Below are 23695 nucleotides of genomic sequence, written 5' to 3'. Positions count from 1 at the left end.
GATATTATATCCCTGTTTTTATTTGATATTTCCGATTTTTCTAAATTTTCAATCTTGGCACAAAAATTGCAAATATATAGGGTAAGAATTATAGCCTTGACAAAATGGAGGTTCACAATGGAAAGAATGTATATCAATGGTGAATGGGTAACATCCGTTTCAGGGGAGTTTTTTTCATCGTACAATCCTGCCAATCAAGAAGTGATCGGCACAGTTCCCAGGGGCGGAAAGGAAGATGTCGATCTGGCCGTTGCAGCAGCGAAAACGGTTTTTGAAACAATTGAATGGCAATCATTAAAACCTAGTATAAGAGGAAATGCCCTTTATGAAGTAGCACGAAGAATACGTGAAAGAGCGGAAGAACTGGCACTGATTGAAACCTTAGACACGGGGAAGCCTCTCACCCAAGCAAGAAGCGATGTAGAAAGCAGTGCACGCTATTTTGAGTATTATGCAGGTGTTGCAGATAAAATGTTTGGAGAAACAATCCCGGTAGCGCCAAATGTTATTGACTACACGGTACGAGAACCAATGGGGGTTTGTGCGCAAATTATCCCTTGGAACTACCCCCTTCAGATTACATCAAGGGGTGTGGCAGCTGCCATAGCGGTTGGAAATACTGTGGTTGTAAAACCTGCCGAAGATACCCCTCTGTCAGCATTAAAGCTGGCAGAAATATTTGCTGAGATAGAAGTCCTTAAAGATGTTCTTCAAGTTGTAACAGGTTATGGGCCTGAAGCAGGTGCAGCACTGGTGAATCACCCGGATGTCAATCATATCACTTTTACGGGTTCCGTTGGCACCGGTACAAGCGTGATGATCTCTGCGGCGCAAAATATTGTTCCTGTCACACTCGAGCTGGGAGGGAAGTCACCACATATTGTATTTCCGGACTGTGATATCGATGAAACGGTGACATGGGTGACTCGTTCGATTATTCAGAATGCAGGTCAAACCTGTTCAGCCGGTTCCAGGCTGCTAGTTCACTCCAAAGTCAAAGAGGAAATAATCGAGAAGTTAACGGAGCGAATGAAAAACATTAAAATTGGTCCCGGTGTTAATGACTGCGAGCTAGGTCCCATTATTTCAAAAAGGCAGTTTGACAGAATACTAGCAATGGTTGAAAGAGCAAAAGACCAAGGTGCACGGGTCATAATTGGTGGAAAGCAAGCAAAAGTAGAGGAGCCGGGTGAAGGTTATTATTTTGAACCAACCATTATTGATCACGTTTCTCCAGCCAGTGAAATGGCTCAAGAGGAAGTATTTGGACCGGTATTGACTGTATTTGAATTTTCAACCGAAGAAGAAGCGATTCAATTAGCAAATGGAACATCCTATGGTCTTGTTACCGGGATTTGGACAAATGATCTATCCCGGGCTCACAGAGTAGCGAGTAAAGTGAAAAGCGGTCAGGTCTTTATTAATGACTATGGTGCGGCCGGGGGCGTTGAACTTCCATTTGGGGGTTATAAAAAAAGTGGAATTGGCCGTGAAAAAGGAGTAGAAGCGCTACAAAATTATACGCAATTGAAAAATATCGCGATCAAAATAAAAAGTGCGGATGAAAAGTAGTTTCGAAGAAATTTAAGTGAAAGGAGTGACAGATTTGCAGCACTTTTCCATTGCTTTAATTCCTGGGGACGGAATTGGCCCAGAAGTGATAAATGAGGCCATAAAGGTATTAAAAAAAGCGGAAGAAATACACGGCGGTATCACTTTTTCTTGTGAATCTTTTGATTGGGGGTGTGATTATTATCTTCAAAATGGGAGAATGATGCCCGAGAATGGGTTAGATCTATTAAAAGATTTTGATGTTATTCTCTTTGGGGCTGTTGGTGCAAAATCGGTACCGGATCATATATCCGTTTGGGAGCTAATCCTGCCCATTCGCCGTAAATTTCAGCAGTATGTGAATTTACGGCCGATTAAACTTCTTCAAGGGTTAGAAAGCCCGTTGCGGTATAAATCCCATAAAGACCTTGACTTTGTGGTTGTAAGGGAAAATACCGAGGGAGAGTATACCAATAGCGGCGGGCGCGTTCATGAGGGAACCCCCTATGAATTAGCTGTTCAAAATAATATTTTTACAAGATACGGTTCGGAAAGAATAGTAAACTATGCTTTTTCCTTGGCAGAAAAAAGGGCCAAGAAAAACCTAACAGTGGCAACAAAATCAAATGCGATTAACTTTACCATGCCTTTTTGGGACGAGATCGTAAAAGAAATAGGTAATAGCTATCCTGATGTAAGCACACAAATCTATCATATTGATGCACTAGCAGCTTATTTTATTTCAAGACCAGAGACAATGGATGTGGTTGTGGGTAGTAATTTGTTTGGTGATATATTAACAGATTTAGGCGCAGCCATCGTTGGAGGATTAGGGCTGGCCCCATCTGGAAACATCAATCCGGAACGGATCTACCCTTCCATGTTTGAACCGATTCATGGTTCCGCACCCGATATTGCAGGAAAAGGGATTGCTAATCCAATTGCCTCGATTTGGAGCCTTAGTCTGATGATGGACCATCTCGAACTCCCTGAAGCAGGGAAACTGATCCTCGATTCCATTGAAGAGGTATTAATCGATGGAAAAATAAAAACACCTGACCTTGGAGGCACATCAAAAACCACTGAAATGGGCGATGCAATCGTTTCTAAAATGGTTCAATTAAGTCTCAGCCCGAAAATCTAAAATCACATTATTGGAGGTGTCCAATCTATGAGTTTATTAAACGGAAAAACGGCCATTATAACAGGAGCCGGCTCGGGAATGGGGAAAGCGATTGCTCAAGCTTTCGCCAAGGAAGGAGCGAATGTAACGTTTGCGGATTTAAATTACGAATCGGCAAAAGCAGCCGCAGGTTCAACTGGTCTAAATCGAGTGCAAGCCATTCAAGCTGATGTAACGAGGGATGCAGATGTGGCAAATCTTGTGAATCAAACAGTGGAAGCGTATGACGGATTGGATATTGTCATTAACTGTGCTGGTGTTCCCCAATCCTTCACCGCGATTGAAGAATTAACCTTGGAACAATGGGATTTAATTATGAACGTGAATACAAAATCGATTTTTTTAACGTCTAAGTATGCTGTGCCGTTCATGAAGCAGCAAAAGGGAGGAAGTATTGTGAATATTGCTTCCATCGCCGGTATTAGAGCGAGACCAGGATTAAACGCGTATTGTGCCTCAAAAGGGGCAGCCATCATGCTGACCAAAGCATTAGCGATTGAGTTAGCTCCTTATAAAATTAGAGTCAATGCCATCAATCCCGGCCCGGCCGATACACCGATGATTGGTAAATTCCTGGTAGGGGATGACGCACAAAAGGAAGAGGGAATGAAAAAAATCTTCCAGGACAGCGTTCCATTAGGAACCTTAATTCAACCGGAAGATATTGCCCAGGGTGCACTTTACTTAGCCTCGGATCTGTCGAAGATTGTAACCGGAGAGGTTCTGAATATTGACGGTGGCCGCGGTATTTAAACGAGAGGAGCATAAAATGGAGCCGATTATTCGCTTAGAAAATGTATCGTTTTCCTACAAAATTAATGAAAAAACGAAAGTATCCGTTCTCAATAATATCTCCTTTTCTGTCTTCCCTGGAGAATATGTTGCCATCATCGGCCATAACGGTTCAGGAAAATCTACCTTATCCAAGCACCTGAACGGGATTTTAACCCCGGATAATGGTGATGTCTGGGTTCACGGTCATAACACGAAGGAAATTGAAAAGAGACGGGAGATTCGTCAAGCTGTCGGCACGGTCTTTCAGCATCCAGATAACCAAATTGTTGCGACCATCGTGGAGGAAGATGTCGCATTTGGACTGGAGAATATTGGTGTCCAAAGGGAAGAAATGAAAAAGAGAGTCGATGAAGCATTAAATGTGGTCAAAATGTCTCAGTATCGCCACAGGCCGCCGCATCACCTCTCCGGAGGCCAGAAGCAAAGGGTGGCGATTGCCGGTGTGCTGGCCATGCAGCCGGAGTGTATCGTTTTTGATGAAGCAACCAGTATGCTGGATAGCTTTGGTCGAAAAGAAGTTCTTCAAGTGATGAGAAAAATGAACAATACGGGGATGACGATGATTACCGTTACCCACCATATGTCAGAGGCAGCGGAGGCTGACCGGATTATCGTCATCGAAGGCGGGCAGATTGTCATGGACGGTCCACCGCGAGAAATTTTTAAACATAAGCAGGAATTAGAGAATCTCCAATTAGAAGTCCCAGCAGTAAGCCAAATGGCCGAGGTGATTCACAGCCAATTTGCCGAATTTTCAACGGACATCATTCAAGAAAATGAGTTTATTGAGGAAGTGGAGAAATTCTCTAAAGAGGAGGTGGTTTAAATGTCAAGCAGGCCGATTATCGAAATAGAAAATCTATCCCATACGTATATGAAAGGGACCCCGATGGAGCATGTTGCCCTAAAAGGAGCCAACCTGTATGCAGAAGAAGGGGAATGCATAGCCATCATTGGCCATACCGGGTCAGGAAAGTCAACCTTAATCCAGCACTTCAATGGACTGATGCGTCCAGAAACTGGAAAAGTCATCATTGATGGGGAAGACTTATCAAAGAAAAAGGTAAATTTGAAAACACTTAGGCAAAAAGTGGGTCTTGTTTTTCAAAACCCGGAGGATCAGATTTTTGAAAAAATCATAGGCGATGATATTGCCTATGGGCCATTCAAATTAGGTCTTCCACTAAAGGAGGTGAGGGAGCGCGTTAAATGGGCGATGTCAGTTGTTGGCTTGGATTTTGAGGCAATGAAGGACAGACAGACCTTTGCGTTAAGCGGCGGACAGAAACGGAAGGTCGCCTTAGCGGGGATCCTTGCCTTAAAACCCAAGATTTTAGTTCTAGATGAACCGACAGCGGGTCTGGATCCCAGGTCAAGGAAGGAATTGCTTGATAAAATTAAACGGTTAAACAAGGAAGAAAAATTAACGGTCGTTTTTGTGTCACACAACATGGAGGAGGTCGCCATGTTAGCAGACCGTGTCTATGTGATGGCAGGTGGAACAGACGTGTTAACAGGCACCCCACAAGAAATTTTTACGGATAAAGAAAAACTGCAGCGGCATCAAATCGGGACCCCTGAAACGGTAAAGGTTCTTTATCGATTAACCGATCTTGGATACCAAGTAAATACGGATGCCTTTTCCATCACGGAAGCAGCAGAGGAAATCAAAAAGGTTCTTACCGGCAAGAAGGAGGGTTCGCGAAATGTCCAGCGAATTTGAAATATCCCGAAGTATTACAATCGGTCAATACGTACCAACAGCCTCATTTGTTCATCGATTAGACCCAAGAATAAAGCTTCTTGTTTTTGTCATTCTCGTGGTGGCCATCGCCCTTAATACGAGTTATCTCGGAAATGCGATTGGTTTAGTTTTATCTCTTTATTTATTCTGGGCATCTAAAATCCCAATCAGCTACGGGTTATCAGGTGTGAAACCAGCCATTCCCTTTATTATCATCTTAGCGATATTGCAGTTGCTTTTTCAAGGACAGCTCTTTTCAGATGGCAGAGTGTATGTGGATTATGGCTTTATCTTCATCACTAGTGAAAGCATTCGATTGGTAGTGGTTTCAGCTGTTCGATTTATTGAAATTATCTTCTTAAGCAGTGTTCTTACCTTATCTACTTCCACCACAGAATTAACTCATTCCATACAAAGCTTACTGAGTCCGTTAAAGAAAATAAAGTTCCCGGTCCATGAAATCTCACTGATTACAACGATTGCGATTCGATTTGTCCCAACATTTGCCATCGAGATGGAAAAAATGATGAAAGCACAAGCCTCAAGGGGAGCTGACTTTGGTAGCGGCGGATGGTGGAGAATCATTCAAAGAACAAAAGAAACGTTTCCAATCATTATCCCTTTATTTAATATCGCCTTGGCAAGGGCCGAGGATTTGATTCTTGCAATGGAATCACGCTGCTATACACCAGGTGGCGAAAGGAGTTCCTACTCCGTGTATAAAGCAATCGCGAAGGATTATCTTGTATTACTAGTTGGACTTTTATTCTCATTACTACTGCTTTTATATCCGTTTCCTTTTTAATAAAAAAACGAAAACAAAGGGGAGAATTTGAATGAAAAGATCATTAACGGTTCGGGATATTGTCATTGCTGGAGTGCTTGGGGCAGTAGCCATTTTATTGGGGGTCACAAGGCTGGGTTATATTCCTGTTCCAACAGCAGCAGGGAATGCGACCATTATGCACATTCCTGCGATTATCGGTGGTATTATGCAGGGGCCGATTGTCGGCTTAATTGTTGGAGCGATTTTTGGGATCTCTTCCTTCCTTAACGCAACGGTTCCACTCTTTAAGGATCCATTAGTTGCGATTTTACCTCGGCTTTTTATCGGCGTGGTGGCATGGCTTGTGTATGTAGGACTCCGCCGCAAAAGTGAATACTTCGCAGTTGGTGCCGCTGCATTTATCGGGACATTGGCAAATACTGTACTTGTATTAACGATGGCTGTAGTCCGTCATTATTTAACCGCGGGAGTCGCCTGGACAGTCGGAATTACAAACGGAATTCCTGAAGCCATTGTAGGGACGATTGTGACGGTAGCGGTTGTATTAGCTTGGAAACAGATTGGCAAAACACAAAAATCAAAAATTTCTAAGGATCTATAAGGAATGAATAATCAAATTACCGATGTACCAGGAGTAAAAGTCGGCAATAAAGAAAATCAACAAGCATTGACCGGTTGTACAGCGATCCTTTTTGAAGGTGGTGCGGTAGCAGGAGTGGACGTAAGAGGGTCCGCTCCCGGTACCCGGGAAACGGACCTTTTGAACCCCGTTAATTTAGTTGATAAAGTGCATGCGATTTGTTTAAGCGGCGGAAGTGCGTTTGGTTTGGATGCCGCTTCTGGCGTGATGCAATTTTTAGAGGAAGAAGATATTGGATTAGATGTGGGTGTGGCCAAGGTGCCAATTGTCCCGGCAGCGGTTTTGTTCGACCTTCCATTCGGCAACCCAAAGGTCAGGCCTGATAAACAGATGGGTTATGAAGCAGCGAAAGCGGCCATAACTGAGAAGTTTGACACTGGAAATTCTGGAGCCGGCTGTGGAGCTACCGTTGGTAAATTGGCCGGTCCAGGCTTTTGTATGAAGGGAGGTCTCGGAAGTGCATCGCTCCGACTAGAAAATGGTGTGGTGATTGGGGCAATTGTAGCTGTCAATCCTGCCGGGGATGTCCGTGACCCTTCCACGGGAGAAATTTTGGCAGGGCCGTATCAGGAGGGAATTCTAGTTGATAGTATCAAGCTGCTTGAACAAAACTATCAACCTACCATACCTGCGGGGTCTAATACCACCATTGGAGTGATTGCTGTAAATGCAGATTTAACGAAGGCTGAGGCAACGAAAGTAGCACAAATGGCTCAGGATGGGTATGCAAGAACGATTTATCCAGCTCATACCATGTTTGATGGTGACACCATTTTTGCTGTGTCCACCGGTGGAGAAAGGGTTCCAGTAGATGTGATTGGCGGGCTTGCAGCAAAGGTCATGGAGCTGGCGATAATAAACGCGGTTAAATCAGCAGAAAGTGTTGAAGGAATTATCGCTCATAAAGATTTATTTAATAATCATAAAACGGACCGGTTATAAGTGGCTGTATATAACTTTGTGGATGATCAGGATTTAATAGAACGTTTTTATACTGGAATGAAAAGTTAAGATTGAAATGATAAATATCCAATCTGAACAAATGTGAAGGAGTGAGACTCTTTGAAATCAGTTATGAGCTGGAATGAATGGTCTAAGCTTGATGCTATCGGACTCGCCGATTTGGTACGGAAAGGTCAGATTACCCCGCGAGAGGTGGCCCAACAGGTTGTCCTTGCCATAGATGCATTAAATCCTGCGATCAACTCCATCATTGAGGTCTTCGATGATGCGGTCATTGACCCCATGAAGGATGGAACGAATCCTGCCGGGGTTTTTGCAGGAATACCCTTTCTGATGAAGGATTTAGGACCCACTCTTAAAGGGCGCCTACAGGAAATGGGTTCTCTTTTGATGCGAGGAAATCGTTCTTCAGCCGATAGCTTCCTTACCAAGCGCATCCGCCAAGCAGGTCTCAACATCATCGGGCGAACGACAACACCAGAGTTTGGGCTCTGCAGTTCAGCCGAGAATCCAGACGTCTATATTACGCGAAATCCTTGGAATCTTGACTATACAACCTGCGGCTCTTCTGCTGGCACGGCAGCTTCGGTTGCGGCCGGAATCATTCCAATCTCACATGCGACTGATGGCGGTGGCTCGATTCGAATTCCCGCGGGTGTGAACGGCAACATCGGTTTGAAGCCGTCCCGTGGTGTCTTTTCAGTAGCTCCATACAGTTCGGACTTGATGGGTGTAGTCTCCGTTCAGGGCTGTCACTCACGCACAATACGTGACACCGCAGCCTTTGTGGACAATTGTAGAGGTGGAGCACCTGGCGAGTTCATGCCCTATTGGATGCCGCAGCAGCCTTACTCCGAACTAATACGACGAGATCCGGATAGACTTCGTATTGCCGTTTCACATGAATGGGGTGATTACCAGGCCACACCGCACATTGTTGCCGAATTGGAGCGGGCGGCTGGCTTCCTCGAGGAACTTGGCCATCACGTCGAGTGGATTATCCCGGATATTGACTTTCATGCCGCCTACGCGGCTCAAACCGAGTGCTATATCATGAATTTTTCACAAACAATTTCGGGTCTATTGGAGCAAAAAGACATGGAACGGCCGCCTGCCGATCTTATTGAACCGATGTGCATTCGGGTCTGGGAAGAAGGCCGTTTCGCCTCCTATACGCAACGCGCCAACATGCAGTCCGTGTTCAATAACACTTCCCGTAGGCTAGCCGCCTTCTTTGAAGACTGGGACATCATCCTAACCCCGACCATGGCCCTACCCACGCCTTTGGTTGGAACGAATGAGTATCTGACAATAAGTGATAATCCATCCGTATACGACTGGTTCGAAAACCTCTGGCGCATATTCTCTTATACTTCGATCGCCAATCTCTGTGGCCTTCCAGGCATCTCGTTGCCGATGGCTGAGCTTGAGAACGGGCTGCCGTTTGGTATTCACGCGCTCACACGGCAAGGCGATGATGGATTGCTACTTCAACTGGGAGCCCAAATCGAGCGTGCACTTAATGGAAAATGGAACCACGGGCAGCGACCTGGTGCACATGTAACATCGATTGATGCAGTGCCGCAACTACTTTCTCCTTATAAAGAATCCAGGAGACGACTGTAGGAAAGGACCAAAAGAATAAAAGACAAAAGGAGAGCAGCCGAAACGGCTGCTTTATTTTGTTTATTTTATCCCCATTTGGGGAAGTTTTTAATTGTCCTTCTGTTTTTATATCATTTTTTGTAAAAAAACAGAAGATTGACACTAATATAAATGATATATAAAATATTTTTATATATTTGAAGATTAAAGATTGGAGCTAAGACATGATTAAAACTGAGATGAACACCGTAGTAACTCTATGTCAGCTTCACACAGACCTATCGGAACAAGACATACAAAAGATCCAAGAAGTGGTTCAAAACCTGCAATTAATTGCCGATTTAAATCAAGCGAATGTGTTTGTCGATTGTCAAACAAGGGAAAAAAAGCATGCTATTGTGGTGGCAGAAGCAGCACCTGGAACGGCTAATTCTGTCTATAAAAATCCGGTGGTCGGAAAGTTTGCCTACGAAACGTTTGAGCCTGCTGTTTTTTATGCGTTTCGGACGGGTAAGCCGCTTTTTCTCAATCATGCCTTAACCCAGGAAGGGAAAAAAGTCGAACAAAGCGTTGTTCCGATTGTTGGAATCCATAACCGGGTGATTGGCACGTTGATCATGGAGAAAGACAACAGTGATAAGCTCCAAAATCAAAATAAACTGAAAGCGTTAACAGAGGCGAATGAGACGCTTAGCGAACTCTTACTGGGAATGGCTGAAAATCGCCCTTTTATCCCAGAAGTGATAGAGGAAGCTCTATTCATCATTGACGAGGATTTACGGATTCAATATTCGAATCCTGCTGCGATGAATCTTGTATTAGAAATGTGTTCGAAGGAATGTAAAAGCGGCAAACTTTTTACTTCCTATTTTCCTAACCTTGCAGAAATGTGCAGGCTGCCGGATGAACTTGTGATCCAAGAAATCATCATTCAAAATAAAGTCTTTCAAATGAAAAAAATTGCTCTTGTGCAGCATGAGAAAAATAGCGGATCATTTATCATTTTTCGTGACTTAACAGAGCTGCGCGAAAAAGAGAGGGAGCTTACCGTAAAGACCGTGGCCATCCGGGAAATCCATCATCGCGTAAAAAATAACTTGCAAACGGTAGCGAGTCTTCTTCGGCTGCAGATGCGAAGAGGGGTCCCCGAAGAAAGCAAGTTTCATTTTATCAAGAGCCTTAACCGAATTGTAAGTATTGCCTCTGTCTATGAAATCATCTTATCCAATTCTGAAAATCAGGATGATGTAGAACTTGTTAGTTTAATAGAAAAAATCGGGAATATGCTGGTCTTTAGTGAAGATCATGAAGGAAAATTGATTTCGATCGTCTATTCGGGCCCAAAGATCTTTATTAAATCGAATCTAGCTGTTTCCGTTGCTCTGGTTATAAATGAATTAATTCAAAATTGTGTGAAGCATGCATTTTCGGAGATGACAGAGGGCCAAATTGATGTAGTCATCCAGGAAGAGGCTTCTGCAGTAAGAGTCCTCGTAATGGATAATGGAATTGGCTATACTCCTTCCATGAAGCCTTCATTAGGACTTGATATAGTTAAAATGATGATTGAACACGATTTAACGGGCCATTTTTCCATTGAAGGAACTAGTGAAGGAACGGAAGTAACCGTCGAATTTCCCTTTGCGAGGGAGGGTTAAGGAATGAAAAAGCGAATTATCGTAGTAGAAGATGAGTCCATCGTCCGATTGGATGTTTCCCTCATGTTAAAAGATGCTGGCTATGATGTTGTTGCACAAGCAGCTGATGGCGAGAAAGCAGTTGAATTGGCCTACAGCCATAAGCCTGACTTAATGATCATGGATATTAAAATGCCGAAGCTGAACGGATTAAAGGCCAGTGAGATTATTTCCAACAAATTCAATATTCCGATTTTGCTGTTAACGGCCTATAGTCAAAAGGAATATATAGAAAAAGCGAAGAAGGCAAATATTTTAGGGTATCTTGTAAAGCCGATTTCGGAGGCTAACTTGATTCCTGCAGTTGAAATTGCTTTGAAGCAGGCAGAAAATGCAATTCTTTACAAAGAAAAAGTAGAAGAAATGAATCGGGAACTGAAAAACCGAAAGATTGTTGAAAAAGCTAAAGGAATTTTAATGAAACAATTGAATTTACCGGAGGAAACGGCTTACAATAAGATTAGAGACCTCAGCATGAAAAAACAAATGCCATTGGAAAAAGTGGCAAAGTACATTATTTTGAAGTACCCAAGTTAGTTACAAGTGAATAGATGAAGCAATGGTGCTTAGTAGGTTTTATTTTTTATAAAAATAAAGTCTATTAGGCATTTTTTTATTAATTTGAGAGGTGGGTTTGTCGTGAACGAAGAGAAAAAGAGGTTTATACAGGAGTTTGTCCCAGGAAAACAGGTCACTTTAAGCCATATTATTGCCAATCCGGACCCGGATATGTTTGAAAAACTGGGGATACAGGAGGCTGGGGCATTAGGGATTTTGACGCTGACCCCAAGTGAGACGGTGATTATTGCCGGAGATTTAGCCACCAAATCGGCGAATGTCAAGTTAGGATTTTTGGATCGCTTTACCGGAAGTCTTGTGATTGTCGGCAATGTTTCAGAGGTGGAAATGGCGATGCAGGAAATTAACCGTTTCTTGCAGGCTACGCTGAAATATACCCCGGCGGAAATCACGAAGTCATAGAATCAGAAAATAGAATTTTTCAAGAAAGGAGGAATTAGGATGATGAAAAAGAACCGAGCCATGCTGATCGGTTCCATTGGGGCTGGAAAATCGACGTTAACGAATGCATTGCTTGGCCGGGACGTACCTGCTGTGAAAACGCAGTCGCTGAATTACTATGATTGGATTGTTGATACCCCAGGAGAATATTGTGAAAACCCGTTCTACTATAAAAATATCATGGCAACGGCATTAGAAGTGACCCATGTCTTGTTTTTACAGGATGCGACCAAGAAGAAAATGATTTTCCCGCCAGGATTCAGCAGCGGAATCAATAAAATCCCCATAGGGGTCGTCACAAAAAGTGATTCAGACCAGGCTGACGTTGAACTAGCTATTTCTTTGTTAAAAAAGGTAATCGTAACCAAAGGTCCGATTGTCATTACCTCTTCCCTAAAAAAGGAAGGAATAGAGGAGATTCGGAATCTGGTAAACTTCCGTTCGACACAGGAAATGAAGAAGCATCTTGAAGGAAATCCATCCCCATTTGTTATTTTTTAAATGAAAGCCTTTACAATATCCAGAAAATAATTTATATTATGAATAACAAATGAATTTAATGGCAATGGCGCCTCTTTTAAACTATCTAATTTGGGATAGTTTACAAGGGGCGCTTTTTGTTTTTTTGGGGGAGTTGAGATGAATTTCAAAGGCCCGCAAAAAGAAGAAATGATCAGTGCGGGGATCGATATAGGAACAAGTACAACAAAGCTTGTAATCAGCCGGTTCACGTTAATGAATATGGCTGGCGGGGCACATGTGCCGCGAATTGAAATCATTGACAAACAGGTCATCCATCGCAGCCCGATTTACCGGACACCGCTGCTTTCACCAACCACGATTGATATTGGAAAAATTGAAGACCTTGTCAGAAAGGAATATCAGAAAGCAGGTATTGAGCCGAAGGATATTCAAACGGGGGCAGTGATCATTACGGGTGAAACAGCCACAAAGTCAAATGCAGAAGAAATGCTGCATCAGCTGTCTGACCAGGCTGGAGAGTTTCTAGTTGCAACAGCTGGTCCTGACTTAGAAGGAATGATTGCCGCTAAGGGATCGGGCGCCTATGAATATTCGAAAGATACGGGGAAGGTTATCGCCAATATCGATATCGGCGGGGGTACCGCCAATGTGGCCGTTTATAAATCTGGCAGACTTTGTGGAACCTGTACGCTTCATGTAGGCGGCAGATTAATTGAATGTAACGAAAATAAAATCCAGAGTATTTCTCCGCCAGTTAAGAATTTACTGAGACAATGGGATTCAAGGATGGTGGAGGGGCAAACCCAAAATCCATCCGCTATAAAACAAGTAACCGATTTTATGGCAGATGTCATTGCGCGGATGTTAAAAAAGGCACTCACAAACGAGGATCTAACGTTGCTGCTAGGGCATGAACCTAACTGGGTGGAAGATATTGAGGCGATTATGTTCTCAGGCGGGATAAGTGAATGCATTTATCAGCATGAGACCGGAACCGTACAGTCGGCCAAATACGATGATATCGGGTTGATGTTAGCCGCCTCCTTAAAGGAAAGCTCAAGTCTTGCTCAATGGACTTGGGTAAAGCCGCAGGAAACGGTTCGGGCCACAGTGCTGGGCGCCGGAATGCAAACGACTGAAATCAGCGGCGCAACCATTGAAGTTGATCATCGTAAATTGCCGATGAAGAACTTGCCGGTTTACCAGATTCGATTCGAAGATGATTTTAAAACGGAAATAAACCAATTATCCAAGCGGATTGAGGAAGCACTCGATCTCTATGACCCACAGCGTGACGGACAGAATTTTGCGGTTTATTTTTCAGAACTGCCTTACTTAAAATTCCGTGAAATCGATGAATTTGCTGAATCCATCCTCAAAGCAATGAAACAAAAACCGAATCAAACTCAAGAATTGGTCCTTGTGCTTGACCGGGATTATGCAAAAGTTCTCGGGCAAACACTCAAGCGGAAGGCTCCGGTGCAATCCGTCATTTGTATTGATCAAATTAAAGTTGAAAATGGGGACTATTTGGATATAGGCCAAGTGCTCGAAACCGATGTTGTTCCTGTCATCATAAAAACATTAACATTCCAGAAATGACGAAAGGGGGCATTCTTATGAGATTAAAGTCCACCTATTTAGGTACTGTTTATCAATTTTCCTCACTAAAGGATTTATTTGCGAAAGCAAATGAAGAAAAATCCGGCGACCGCTTAGCAGGGATTGCTGCTGAGACCGTTCAGGAAAGAATTGCAGCAAAACAAGTGTTGAGCTACTTAACACTACAAGATATTAGGGAAAATCCAATGCTATCTCCTGAAGAGGATGAGGTTTCAAGGATTATCGAGGGTCAGATCAACGAACCCATCTATCAATCGATTAAAAATTGGTCTGTTTCGGAGCTTCGCGAGTATATCCTGAACGATTCAACTACCGGTGAAGACTTGAAACGCCTCAGTCGAGGTCTGAATAGTGAAATGATTGCAGCGGTGGCAAAGATCATGTCCAACCTCGATCTAATCCATGCCGCCAATAAAATTGAAGTTTTATCCAAATGCAATATTACGATTGGTCAAAAAGGAGTGTTAGCCTCTAGGCTGCAGCCCAACCATCCGACGGATAATGTCGACGGGATGATGGCCTCCATGAAAGAAGGGCTTGCGTATGGGATTGGAGATGCAGTAATTGGAATAAACCCAGTAGATGACTCCGTTGAAAGTGTAAAACGGTTATTGCATGCGACACATGACTTTATTCAAAAATGGGAAATTCCAACGCAAAACTGTGTGCTTGCCCATGTGACAGCTCAAATGAAAGCGGTCCAGCAGGGGGCACCGGCAGATATGATTTTCCAGAGTATTGCCGGAACCGAAGCGGCGAATCGTTCTTTCGGGATTACCGCTTCCCTCTTGGAGGAAGCCAATGAAATGGCGAAAGTATACGGTACAGGAACTGGTCCACAACGTTTGTATTTTGAGACAGGTCAAGGCTCGGAATTATCCGCCGAAGCTCATTATGATATCGACCAATTGACAATGGAAGCCCGGAATTATGGCTTTGCCCGCTACTATGACCCGTATATTGTCAATACGGTAGTCGGCTTTATCGGACCAGAGTACTTGTACAACAACAAACAAGTGATTCGAGCCGGTCTTGAAGATCATTTTATGGGAAAAATGCATGGCATTCCAATGGGCGTTGATATTTGCTATACGAACCATATTAAAGCAGACCAGAATGACATTGAAGATCTTGGCGTGCTGCTTTCCGCGGCAGGGGTGAATTTTATTATCGCTGCGCCAATGGGTGATGATTGTATGCTCAATTACCAGAGCTTAAGTTATCACGATGTTGCGACATTAAGACAGACGCTGAATAAACGGCCGGCACCATCATTTGAAGCATGGCTGGAGAAAATGGGGATTTTTGAAAACGGGAAATTAAGTAAATATGCAGGGGACCCGACGATTTTTTCGCGATAGGAGGTGTAAAGAGTGAATCCTGAGTTAGTGGAACAAATCACGAAAATGGTAGTTGAAAAATTGCAGACGAAGACCGCTTCTGGCGGTGCGGCGGTGGAAGCGGTGAAGAAAAAGATGAACGATGATTCATCGGCAAAAGTGGAAGTGAAATTTTGGAACCACCGGACGAATCATGTTGAAACAGAGTGCAATCAAGGTCCGGGCTGCACGGAAACAGCCCATGAAAAAGAAATATTTCTTGAACCAAAGCCGCCTGTAGGACTTGAAAATCCGATGAATAAGGAAGAGCTGGATCTTTTAATTAGCAAAACACCGGCTAGAATTGGCGTCGGCCGTGCGGGATTAAGGCCCAAAACGGACACTTGGCTGAAGTTTCGCTTTGACCATGCGGCAGCAGTCGATGCCGTTTATGGTGATGTCGATCCGAAAATACTTGAAAGCTTATCCTTATTAAAAGTTAACACGAAGGTTTCCGACAAAGAGGTCTATGTCCGCCGTCCTGACTTCGGCCGAAAGCTCTCTGATGAGGCAAAACAATTAATTGATCAAAAATGTAAAAAGTCTCCGACGGTTCAAATTATTGTTTCTGACGGCTTAAGTTCGAAAGCGGTCGATGAAAATTTAGAGGATGTCTATTTATCTCTTAATCAATCGCTTCAAAGCTTAGGGCTCGATGTCGGAACACCATTTTTTATCGAAAAAGGCCGGGTGGCGGCAATGGATGATGTTGGGGAGATCCTAAAACCGAAAGTGATTGTTTACTTGATTGGTGAACGTCCTGGTCTCGTGAGTGCGGAATCGTTAAGTGCGTATCTATGTTACGAACCACGCCACGGCACCATTGAGGCCGACCGGATGGTCATCTCCAATATTCATAAGGGCGGCATTCCACCGGTGGAGGCCGGCGCCTATATCGGAACGGTCGTGCAAAAAATATTAAAATATGAAGCCAGCGGTGTTTCGCTAGTACAAAAAGAGCAATAAGGGGAGGGTTAATAAATGGCATTAGAACGAATTCATGCAAATATCTTGGCTGTTCGGATTATTCCAAACGTTGACCCTGCCTTAGCAGATCAGTTTCAGTTAAAACCCCATCAAAGGAGTTTAGCGATTTTTACCTCAACGATTGACGATGTCGGCTATACAGCTCTTGATGAAGCAACGAAACGCGCAGATGTTGATGTTGTCTATGCAAAGTCCTTCTACGCAGGTTCCGCGCATGCATCAGGGCCATTGTCTGGTGAAATGATCGGCGTGTTGGCCGGTCCAAGTCCAGATGAAGTGAAAAGCGGGATAGATGCGGTGATTCAAACCGCAGAAAATGAAGCGTATTTTGAGGCAATCAATGAGGAAAAAAGCCATGCATTGTATGCCCATGTCGTGGCAAGAACCGGTTCTTATCTATCAGCTGAGGCAGGGATTAATCAAGGAGAAGCACTAGCCTATTTGATTGCCCCGCCGCTTGAGGCGGTGTATGGAATGGATGCGGCGTTAAAGGCAGCGGATGTAGAGCTGGTTAAGTTTTTTGGACCGCCTTCGGAAACAAACTTTGGAGGTGGGCTATTGACCGGGTCGCAATCGGCATGCCAGGCGGCAGCAGATGCTTTTCGTGCTGTGATTATCGAGATTGCGAGAAATCCGAAACAATTTTAGATGAAGATAGATTCGCAAATAAAATAGGTAAATTCGCAAATAAAATGCTTCGATCCGCAAATAAAACTTATAAATTCGCAAATAAGTAGCCAAGATTCGCAATTAAAAGCACCCCCCCTTTGGGAAAATCAAAATTTCACACCTAAAAAAGAAAGGAGTGTCCCTGTTGCCATTTGATTTAGATCTACAATCCATTCAGGAAATGCGGGATGCAGTTCAGAAAGCGAAAGAAGCACAGCAAAAGTACTTGGCGTTTTCCCAAGAACAAGTCGACAAAATTGTGAAACGGGCTGCCGAAGCGGCTGCTGCCAAATCACTTGAATTAGCCCAGTTGGCGGTCGAAGAAACCGGAATGGGTGTGGTCGAACATAAAAAAATGAAAAATGACGTCGGTTCACTTGCTGTCTATGAATCTATTAAAAACGAGAAGACAGTTGGAATCATTAACGAGGACCGTACAAAGAAAATAGTCGAAGTCGCCTCCCCTTTTGGGGTGATTGCCGGGATCATTCCAACGACAAATCCAACCTCGAGTGCGATTTTTAAAGCATTAATCGCCCTAAAAACAAGAAATGGAATCGTTTTTAGTCCGCACCCACGGGCAGTGAAATGCTCAGTCGCCGCTTTAAAGATTTGTTTAGAGGCAGCCGTTGATGCGGGAGCGCCGGACGGAATGATCGGCTGGATCTCAAAACCAACAATGGCAGCAACCACTGAATTAATGCACCATCGTGATATTAATTTGATTTTAGCAACTGGCGGAAAAGATTTAGTCCGTGCTGCCTACAGTTCAGGTAAGCCGGCATATGGTGTCGGTCCTGGAAACGTGCCCGTCTATATCGAAAAAACCGCCAATATCGAAAAAGCGGTCAAAATGATTGTCCAAAGCAAAACGTTTGATAACGGCACGATTTGTGCAACGGAACAAGCCATTGTGGTTGACCAGAATGTCAAAGAAATGGCCGTAAGGGAGCTTAAAAATAATGGCGCCTATTTCTTAAATGAGCAGGAGAAATCACTTTTAGAAATGGTGATTTCACCATTGCCAGGAAAGCTGAATCCGGCAATTGTTGGTCAAAGTGCTGTCAAGATTGCGGAATTGGCGGGTATTTCCGTTCCAGCCGACACAACGATTTTAATTGCGGAAGAAACGCGGATAGGGAAGGACGTTCCTTTTTCCATTGAAAAACTGTCGCCGATCTTTCCGATTTATACAGCTGAAAGCTATGAAAGTGCAAAAGAGCTGTGTGTGAAAATCTTAAATTTAGGTGGGATGGGACATAGCTTATCCCTTCACACCAATGATGATAATGTAGCCCGTGAATTTGCGTTAGCAATGCCAGTATCACGACTAATGGTGAATACGCTTTCTTCCATTGGTGCGGTTGGAGCCACAACGGAATTGATGCCATCGCTGACACTTGGGTGTGGATCATTTGGCGGTAATATTACTTCAGACAATCTATCGGCCCGCCATTTAATCAATATCAAAAGGATGGCCTATGGAACAAAAGAAGTTAATGTTCCAAAACCATCCAGCAAAAGTCCTGCCCCACAATGGGGTGCCAGCACCCATGTAGACGAGATTGTGAATCAGGTTTTAAGCAATGTGAATGTATCGGGCCAGCTAGATTCGCAGGTAATTTCTGAATTGGTAAATCAAGTATTAAAAAAATATCAAATGAATTAATAGGAGGAATTTACAATGGCTAGAGAATTAACAGCATTAGGAATGGTGGAAACAAAAGGTTTGGTAGCATCCGTGGAAGCAGCAGATGCAATGGTAAAGGCAGCAAACGTACATTTAATCGGTAAAGTTCATGTTGGCGGCGGGCTTGTAACGGTTCTTGTCCGCGGAGATGTAGGTGCGGTTAAAGCGGCAACTGAAGCAGGTGCGGCAGCAGCAGAACGTGTTGGTGAACTATTATCTGTTCATGTCATCCCACGTCCGCACAACGAATTGGAGAGCATTTTACCAAAATTAGAAGTAGAAGTGTAAGAAGTAAGGAGCCAATTCGATGAATGAACAAGCCATTCGAACGGTTGTTGAAGAAGTGATTCAGCAATTGTTAAAAAAGGACTCCAGACCCAATACAATCCCGATGGCTGTCTCTGCACGCCATTGCCACTTAAGTCAAGCTGATTTAGAAACGCTTTTTGGCAAAGGGTATGAGTTAACGAAAAAAGCGGACTTGTCTCAGCCCGGTCAATTTGCGGCTAATGAAACGGTGGTCATTGTCGGACCAAGAGGAAGCATTGAAAAAGTGCGAATCCTCGGTCCGGCTCGTTCTTTAACACAAGTGGAAGTCAGCAGTACAGATGCAGTAAAGCTTGGGTTGAAACCGCCCGTAAGGGAATCGGGCAATATTGCTGGATCTGCACCGATTACTCTGGCAGGGCCAAAAGGAAGTATTTATAAAAATGAAGGACTGATCGTTGCTCAGGCGCATATTCATATGCACCCAGAGGATGCCGCTTATTTTGGCGTAGAAAACGGCGAGTATGTACGAATCCGAACAGAAGGGGAACGCCCGGTTTCGTTCGAAAAAGTATTGATAAGGGTTTCACCGAGATATCAGCTTGAGATGCATATCGATACCGATGAAGCTAATGCCGGGTTCATTACAAGCGGTCAGGCTGGTTTCCTTGTTAAGGATGGGGAGCCTTTCGTAAAACCCCAGCCTGTGACCAATCAGGTATCACCTGAACAAAACGAACCAAAAGAAGTTCATTTTCAAAAAAATCTCTTAACCAAAAGAGATGTGCAGGCATGGCAGTACGAGATGATTTCGGTTCGGAAAGGCACAATGGTGACTCCATTGGCACGAGATGCTGCAAGAGAGTTGAAAAAAAGCATCCAGGTTATGGATTAGTTTAAGGGGATGATTTTTTGTTAGTTGGAACGGTGATTGGAAATGTGTGGGCGACAAGGAAGGAAGAAAATCTAATAGGATTAAAATATTTATTCGTCCAGCCGGAGCTTCCATCCGGGGCGCCTATCCTTTCACCGTTTATTGCGGTGGATCGAATTGGTGCCGGAGTCGGAGATAAAGTGATGGTCACAACGGGAAGTGCGGCGGCAAATATTATCGGTGACCATAGAATGCCGATTGATGCTGTCATTATCGGAATTATCGATTCAATTGATGTAGAAGGAGGTGCGTAAATGATGTCAAAAGCCTTAGGAATGATTGAAACAAGAGGGCTGATTGCCTCGATCGTTGCCGCAGATGCAATGGTTAAAGCAGCGGATGTACGATTAGTTAAAAAAGAAAAAGTGGACGCCGGACTCGTTTCAATTTTAGTAGAAGGAGATGTCGGGGCTGTCCAGGCAGCGGTCGATGCTGGCAAGTATGCTGCTCAAAGTGTCGGCGTGCTGGTAACCGCGCATGTTATCCCGCGTCCGGATGAGGGAGTAGGACAAATGTTGGCACAGACGCCGAAAAAGGGCGAGGAGAAACCAAAACCTGCAAAAAGGGGTCAAAGAGCAAAACAAGATGAGCCTCCAGCACAAACAGAATAATTTTTAAAAGAATGGAGGAAGAAACATGGCTTTCAAACGTAAAAAAATTGCAGTGATTGGTGCAGGATTTACTGGTGCAACAGCAGCGCTAATGATTGCGCAAAAAGAATTAGGAGATGTCGTTCTGGTTGATATCCCGTCTCAAAACGATCCGACCAAAGGGAAGGCACTGGATATGCTGGAAGCCAGCCCTGTCCAGGGCTTTAATGCAAAAATAACGGGTACCTCAGATTATGCGGATATACAGGATGCTGATTTGGTGTTAATCACGGCAGGGCTGCCGCGGAAACCGGGGATGAGCCGGGATGATTTGGTTTCTACCAATGCAAAAATTATCGAGCAAGTCTCGGAAAATATTAAAAAATATGCGCCGAATAGCTACATTATCGTTTTAAGTAATCCCGTTGATGCGATGACCTATGTTTGCTATAAAACAACAGGGTTTCCTAAAAATAGGGTTATCGGTCAGTCCGGTGTCTTAGACACTGCTCGTTTCAACACTTTTGTCGCACAGGAATTGAATGTGTCAGTGGAAGATATTTCGGGTTTTGTCCTTGGCGGGCATGGTGATGATATGGTCCCATTGGTTCGATTCTCTTATGCCGGCGGAATCCCGCTTGATAAAATTATCCCGGCTCACCGAATTGAAGCGATTGTGGAAAGAACCCGTAAAGGCGGAGGCGAGATTGTCAGTTTGCTAGGTCAAGGCAGTGCCTACTATGCCCCGGCAGCTTCGATGGTCCAAATGGCTGAAGCCATATTAAAGGACAAAAAACGAATCTTGCCATGTATTGCCTATCTGGAAGGAGAATATGGCTATCAGGATTTATATCTGGGGGTTCCAACGATCCTTGGCGGCGATGGGATTGAAACGGTCATTGAAATTGCGTTAACACCAGAAGAAAAAACAGCCCTTGATCAATCAGCCCAATCTGTTCGGAATGTCATGTCGATTTTGAAGACACTATAATATTTGCATAATATAACCTGTGAATCCTTCTACAATTCTATATTAAACTAGTAACAACTAGTTTTGGAAATAGTCGTGTATGGGTTATGGTTTACTTTAATATTTCCAGGAGATTTACTTTGAAAGGGGAAGGGTATATGGAGCAGGGAAACAACCATTTACAAAAAGCGCTTAAACCAATCCATCTCTGGGGTATTGCCGTAGGGATGGTCATATCCGGCCAATATTTTGGCTGGAATTATGGTTTTGAATCAGGCGGCACCATCGGCCTCGGCATTGCCGCACTGATTATTATTGTCTTTTATACGACTTTTATTTTTAGTTATTCAGAGCTTTCAACTTCCATCCCTCATGCCGGCGGGCCGTCTGCCTACGCCCGAAAGGCAATGGGGCCGTTTATGGGCTTTATAACCGGTTTAGCCTGTTTACTGGAATTCGTGTTTGCTCCTCCAGCGATTGCGGTTTCTGTTGGCGCGTATATCAATTTCTTAATTCCAAGTATTAATGCCGTTTATGCAACGGTCGGAATGTTTATTTTATTTATTTTGGTCAACCTCATCGGTGTAAAAGGTGCCGCTATCATTGAGTTAGTGGCAACGGTATTGGCACTAATCGGTCTCGCGATTTATTATGTGGCCGGTTTACCTCATGTTCAATCATCCAATATATTTAATGATATGGCTTTTAGTCATGGCTGGTCCGGTGTTTTGGCAGCAATTCCATTTGCCATTTGGTTCTTCCTTGCGATTGAGGGGGGAGCGATGGCAGCAGAAGAGGTGCGCGACCCGAAGAAGGATATTCCAAAGGGCTTTATTTCCGGTATTTTAACGCTTGGTGTGGCAACGATTTTAACCCTAGTCGTAACGGCAGGACTTGGCGGCGGTACCGGTAAACCGGCGGATTATCCACTTCCACAAGCATTGGCAAGTATTTATGGAGAGGGTAGCTTTATTCCAAAATCAGTTGCCATTATCGGTTTATTTGGTTTAATTGCCAGCTTGCACGGTATTATTATTGGTTATTCCCGTCAAACATTTGCCCTGGCTCGTGCAGGATACCTTCCTAAGTTTTTGTCTAATCTTTCGAAACGCGGGGTGCCGCATTGGGGATTGATTGTTCCTGGAGCGATTGGAGTGATCGCAGCAGGCTCAGCAAACTTTGCCAATGCGTTGATTATCCTATCCGTTTTTGGTGCGATTACGATGTACTGCTTAAGTATGGTTTCGTTGTTTGTGCTGCGTAAAAAGGAGCCGAATTTGGAAAGACCATTTAAGGTGAGCTACCCTGTTGTACCGGCAATTGCATTAGTATTGGGTGTTTTCTCTTTCTTCTGCGTGGTAAAATACAGCGTGTTAACGACAACTCTTCCTTTGTTTGGAGTGGAGCTGCCTTTGGCGGGTGTGATTCTGACGATTTTTGGTGTGGCGATTGTCTACTATTTCTTAGTAGGATCCAAGAACCTTCGTCCAATGTCGGAGGAGTTTGTTTCAATTGAGGATGTGACTACTGGAGAAACAGGGACAGAGGAGAGAATAGGATAACGTTAAATAGAAAAAGATGTTCCCATTGGGGTGTGGTCTAACCCCCGTCAAGGAGACAGTATATAAAAAGGTGCACTATATAAGCAACCTTAGCCCTGAACTCTATAGGGCTAAGGTTATTTGGTTTCTTTTGAAAACAAACTAATTTTATTCCACTATGCCAGCTTCATCTATCTTACAAACTACATTTACTTTAAATTTTAGGTTAGGATAGAAATTAACCCAATCTTTGGTTCTACCCTTTTTAAAGGGAGAACCGATTTTTATATAAGGATTACTCAACAGCTTTATTTGAAAGATCTTTCCTTATATTAAATTGGGATTTGCAATTGTTTCTGGTAGTCCGATGCAGGAATTATAAATGAAAAAAGTTGGCAATGTATGCCTTGACTGATATAATAGTAAATTATTAAGTGGAATACGATGAAATGTGGGGGAACCGGTGTTGCCGGTTGAGATTTAGTCCGTAAGACGATGACCCTTGGAACCTGATCTGGTTGATACCGGCGGAGGGAACATATTCTTAAACAATTAATTGTTTGCTGATATGCACTCA

24 protein-coding genes and 1 riboswitch are annotated in these 23695 nt (G+C 43.7%); all 24 genes read left to right on the top strand.

The genetic code is table 11. From position 1 onward, the window contains the following. Nucleotides 1-117: 117 nt before the first annotated feature. On the top strand, nucleotides 118-1572 hold the full coding sequence (locus tag KW850_RS06790; RefSeq protein ID WP_218346808.1) for an aldehyde dehydrogenase family protein: 1455 nt from the start codon (nucleotides 118-120) through the stop codon (nucleotides 1570-1572). A gap of 34 nt (nucleotides 1573-1606) precedes the next feature. Continuing rightward, the gene (locus KW850_RS06785; protein ID WP_218346859.1) at nucleotides 1607-2695 is read left to right on the top strand and encodes a tartrate dehydrogenase; all 1089 of its coding nucleotides are present in this window, start codon (nucleotides 1607-1609) and stop codon (nucleotides 2693-2695) included. A gap of 27 nt (nucleotides 2696-2722) precedes the next feature. Next, entirely contained in the window at nucleotides 2723-3487 is a 765-nt protein-coding gene (locus KW850_RS06780; protein WP_218346807.1) for an SDR family NAD(P)-dependent oxidoreductase, read from the top strand. 16 nt (nucleotides 3488-3503) lie between these two features. After that, nucleotides 3504-4355, top strand: coding sequence for an energy-coupling factor transporter ATPase (locus KW850_RS06775; RefSeq protein ID WP_218346806.1), 852 nt, complete (start codon nucleotides 3504-3506; stop codon nucleotides 4353-4355). Further along, entirely contained in the window at nucleotides 4356-5252 is an 897-nt protein-coding gene (locus KW850_RS06770) for an energy-coupling factor transporter ATPase (RefSeq protein ID WP_218346805.1), read from the top strand. Beyond that, on the top strand, nucleotides 5236-6078 hold the full coding sequence (locus KW850_RS06765) for an energy-coupling factor transporter transmembrane component T family protein (protein ID WP_218346804.1): 843 nt from the start codon (nucleotides 5236-5238) through the stop codon (nucleotides 6076-6078). The genes KW850_RS06770 and KW850_RS06765 overlap by 17 nt, the downstream gene beginning before the upstream one ends. Nucleotides 6079-6109: 31 nt before the next feature. Next, entirely contained in the window at nucleotides 6110-6661 is a 552-nt protein-coding gene (locus tag KW850_RS06760) for an ECF transporter S component (RefSeq protein ID WP_218346803.1), read from the top strand. A 3-nt stretch (nucleotides 6662-6664) separates the two neighbouring features. Beyond that, complete coding sequence (locus KW850_RS06755; RefSeq protein ID WP_218346802.1) at nucleotides 6665-7642, top strand: P1 family peptidase; 978 nt, start codon at nucleotides 6665-6667, stop codon at nucleotides 7640-7642. 120 nt (nucleotides 7643-7762) lie between these two features. After that, nucleotides 7763-9289 carry an amidase gene (locus KW850_RS06750; protein ID WP_218346801.1) on the top strand — a complete coding sequence of 509 codons (1527 nt, stop codon included), beginning with the start codon at nucleotides 7763-7765 and terminating at the stop codon, nucleotides 9287-9289. A 203-nt stretch (nucleotides 9290-9492) separates the two neighbouring features. After that, nucleotides 9493-10926: a sensor histidine kinase gene (locus tag KW850_RS06745; RefSeq protein ID WP_218346800.1), complete on the top strand. Its 1434-nt coding sequence runs from the start codon at nucleotides 9493-9495 to the stop codon at nucleotides 10924-10926. 3 nt (nucleotides 10927-10929) lie between these two features. Further along, a complete protein-coding gene (locus KW850_RS06740; RefSeq protein ID WP_218346799.1) occupies nucleotides 10930-11502 on the top strand; it encodes an ANTAR domain-containing response regulator in 573 nt (190 codons plus the stop codon). Between the two features lie 102 nt (nucleotides 11503-11604). Next, entirely contained in the window at nucleotides 11605-11946 is a 342-nt protein-coding gene (gene eutS / locus KW850_RS06735) for an ethanolamine utilization microcompartment protein EutS (protein WP_218346798.1), read from the top strand. A 39-nt stretch (nucleotides 11947-11985) separates the two neighbouring features. Next, complete coding sequence (locus KW850_RS06730) at nucleotides 11986-12486, top strand: EutP/PduV family microcompartment system protein (RefSeq protein ID WP_218346797.1); 501 nt, start codon at nucleotides 11986-11988, stop codon at nucleotides 12484-12486. Between the two features lie 138 nt (nucleotides 12487-12624). Continuing rightward, on the top strand, nucleotides 12625-14070 hold the full coding sequence (locus tag KW850_RS06725) for an ethanolamine ammonia-lyase reactivating factor EutA (RefSeq protein ID WP_218346796.1): 1446 nt from the start codon (nucleotides 12625-12627) through the stop codon (nucleotides 14068-14070). A gap of 17 nt (nucleotides 14071-14087) precedes the next feature. Beyond that, nucleotides 14088-15452 carry an ethanolamine ammonia-lyase subunit EutB gene (locus KW850_RS06720; protein WP_218346795.1) on the top strand — a complete coding sequence of 455 codons (1365 nt, stop codon included), beginning with the start codon at nucleotides 14088-14090 and terminating at the stop codon, nucleotides 15450-15452. Between the two features lie 12 nt (nucleotides 15453-15464). Next, complete coding sequence (eutC, locus tag KW850_RS06715) at nucleotides 15465-16436, top strand: ethanolamine ammonia-lyase subunit EutC (protein ID WP_218346794.1); 972 nt, start codon at nucleotides 15465-15467, stop codon at nucleotides 16434-16436. Between the two features lie 15 nt (nucleotides 16437-16451). Then, entirely contained in the window at nucleotides 16452-17105 is a 654-nt protein-coding gene (gene eutL / locus KW850_RS06710; protein ID WP_218346793.1) for an ethanolamine utilization microcompartment protein EutL, read from the top strand. Between the two features lie 166 nt (nucleotides 17106-17271). Further along, nucleotides 17272-18795, top strand: a complete 1524-nt coding sequence (locus KW850_RS06705; protein WP_218346792.1) for an aldehyde dehydrogenase family protein — start codon at nucleotides 17272-17274, stop codon at nucleotides 18793-18795. 15 nt (nucleotides 18796-18810) lie between these two features. Continuing rightward, nucleotides 18811-19104: a BMC domain-containing protein gene (locus KW850_RS06700; RefSeq protein ID WP_026564963.1), complete on the top strand. Its 294-nt coding sequence runs from the start codon at nucleotides 18811-18813 to the stop codon at nucleotides 19102-19104. A gap of 19 nt (nucleotides 19105-19123) precedes the next feature. Then, nucleotides 19124-19978: a phosphate propanoyltransferase gene (locus KW850_RS06695; RefSeq protein WP_218346791.1), complete on the top strand. Its 855-nt coding sequence runs from the start codon at nucleotides 19124-19126 to the stop codon at nucleotides 19976-19978. A gap of 17 nt (nucleotides 19979-19995) precedes the next feature. Then, nucleotides 19996-20271: a EutN/CcmL family microcompartment protein gene (locus KW850_RS06690; protein WP_214711712.1), complete on the top strand. Its 276-nt coding sequence runs from the start codon at nucleotides 19996-19998 to the stop codon at nucleotides 20269-20271. 3 nt (nucleotides 20272-20274) lie between these two features. Continuing rightward, nucleotides 20275-20628 (top strand): BMC domain-containing protein, encoded by a 354-nt coding sequence (locus tag KW850_RS06685; protein WP_218346858.1) that lies wholly within the window; start codon nucleotides 20275-20277, stop codon nucleotides 20626-20628. A 25-nt stretch (nucleotides 20629-20653) separates the two neighbouring features. Then, entirely contained in the window at nucleotides 20654-21598 is a 945-nt protein-coding gene (gene mdh / locus KW850_RS06680) for a malate dehydrogenase (RefSeq protein ID WP_218346790.1), read from the top strand. Nucleotides 21599-21735: 137 nt separating this feature from the next. Next, a complete protein-coding gene (gene eat, locus KW850_RS06675) occupies nucleotides 21736-23139 on the top strand; it encodes an ethanolamine permease (RefSeq protein ID WP_218346789.1) in 1404 nt (467 codons plus the stop codon). Nucleotides 23140-23561: 422 nt separating this feature from the next. Continuing rightward, nucleotides 23562-23671, top strand: a riboswitch (TPP riboswitch). The last annotated feature ends 24 nt before the right edge of the window (nucleotides 23672-23695 follow it).

Source organism: Bacillus sp. sid0103 (assembly GCF_019219025.1).
The sequence above is the reverse complement of the archived record's forward strand: the minus strand, read 5'-3'. Positions and strand labels throughout refer to the sequence as shown.